This window comes from Pelomonas sp. Root1444 (assembly GCF_001426885.1).
Classification (GTDB): Bacteria; Pseudomonadota; Gammaproteobacteria; order Burkholderiales; family Burkholderiaceae_C; genus Pelomonas.
The window spans coordinates 1-1,816 of sequence record NZ_LMFP01000017.1 but is presented as its reverse complement, the minus strand read 5'-3'; the positions used below and the strand labels follow the sequence as shown (position 1 = coordinate 1,816).

Sequence of the window (1,816 nt, the reverse complement as noted above, 5' to 3'; positions counted from 1 at the left end):
GAGACAACAAGGAACCAACCCGCCATGAAGTTCACCGACGGACAGTGGATGCTCCAACCGGGCGTCGCCGCGCACTACGCGGCCGAGGCCTATGCGGTTGAAGCCCACGAAGACCGCCTGGTCGTGCTGGCCACGACCCGCCCCATCAAGCACCGCGGCGACACGCTGCAGGGCCCCACGCTCACCGTGACGCTGAGCTCGCCGCTGCCCGGCGTCATCCGCGTCAGCGTCGCGCACTACACCGCGTCCGACGCCCCGCGGCTGCACATCCCCATGCCCGGCGCCGGCCGGCACCCCGTGCAAGTCGTCGACGGCGACACCCACGCCACGCTCACCGCCGGCGCCATCTCGGTCGACGTCAAGAAGGGCGAAGGCTGGAGCCTCACCTTCCGCGAAGGCGACCGCATCCTCACCAAGAGCGACTGGCGCGCCCTGGGCTACATCCAGCACGCCGGCAAGGACGGCATCACCCGCAACCACGTCCACGACCAACTCACGCTGGCCGTCGGCGAGAACGTCTACGGCCTGGGCGAGCGCTTCACGCCCTGGGTCAAGAACGGCCAGGTCGTCGAGAACACCAACAAGGACGGCGGCACCGCCTGCGAGCAGGTCTACAAGAGCGTGCCGTTTTACCTGACCAACCGCGGCTACGGCGTGCTCGTCAACGAAGCCGGCCCGGTGTCCTTCGAAGTCGGCTCCGAGAAAGTCGCGCGCGTGCAGTTCAGCCGCGAAGGCGAAAGCCTGGACTACTGCGTCATCGCCGGCCCCACGCCCAAGGCTGTCGTGCAGCGCCTGACCGCGCTCACCGGCCGCGCGCCGCTGCCGCCGGCATGGAGCTTCGGCCTGTGGATGACCACCTCGTTCACCACCCAATACGACGAAGCCACCGCCACCCACTTCATCGACGAGATGAAGCGGCGCGACCTGCCGCTGGCCGTCTTCCACTTCGACTGCTTCTGGATGCGCGAGTTCCAGTGGTGCGACTTCGAATGGGACCGCCGCGGCTTCCCCGAGCCCGAGGCCATGCTCAAGCGCCTGCACGCCAAGGGCCTGAAGATCAGCCTCTGGATCAACCCCTACGTCGCGCAGAAGTCGCCCCTCTTCGCTGAAGGCGACCGGCACGGCTACTTCATCAAGAGAACCAACGGCCGCACCTTCCAGACCGACCAATGGCAGCCCGGCATGGCCATCGTCGACTTCACCAACCCGGCCGCCAAGGCCTGGTACCAGGGCCACCTGAAGCGCCTGCTCGCCATGGGCGCGGACTGCTTCAAGACCGACTTCGGCGAACGCATCCCCAGCGAAGGCGTCATGTACTTCGACGGCTCCGACCCCGTCGAGATGCACAACCTCTACGCGCTGCACTACAACCAGGCCGTCTTCGAACTGCTGGAGGACGTGCAGGGCAAGGACGCCATCGTCTTCGCGCGCTCCACCTACGCCTCCGGCCAGCGCTTCCCGGTGCACTGGGGCGGCGACTGCTGGAGCACCTTCGAGTCCATGGCCGAGAGCCTCAGAGGCGGCCTGTCGCTGACCACCTGCGGCTTCGCCTTCTGGAGCCACGACATCGGCGGCTTCGAAGGCAACCCGCCGCCGGCCGTCTACAAGCGCTGGATCCAGTTCGGCCTGATGTCCTCGCACAGCCGCCTGCACGGCAGCAGCAGCTACCGGGTGCCATGGCTGGTGGACGAAGAAAGCTGCGACGTGCTGCGCGTCTTCACGCGGCTCAAGCACCAGCTCATGCCGTACCTCTACGCGAAGGCGCACGAGGCCACCGAGACCGGCGTGCCGCTGATGCGCTCGATGCTGATGGAGC

1 protein-coding gene is annotated in these 1,816 nt (G+C 67.3%); it reads left to right on the top strand.

The window, feature by feature from the left end:
- Positions 1-24 precede the first annotated feature (24 nt).
- On the top strand, positions 25-1,816 hold a 1,792-nt coding region (gene yicI, locus ASD35_RS15675; protein WP_056875897.1), incomplete at its 3' end, for an alpha-xylosidase.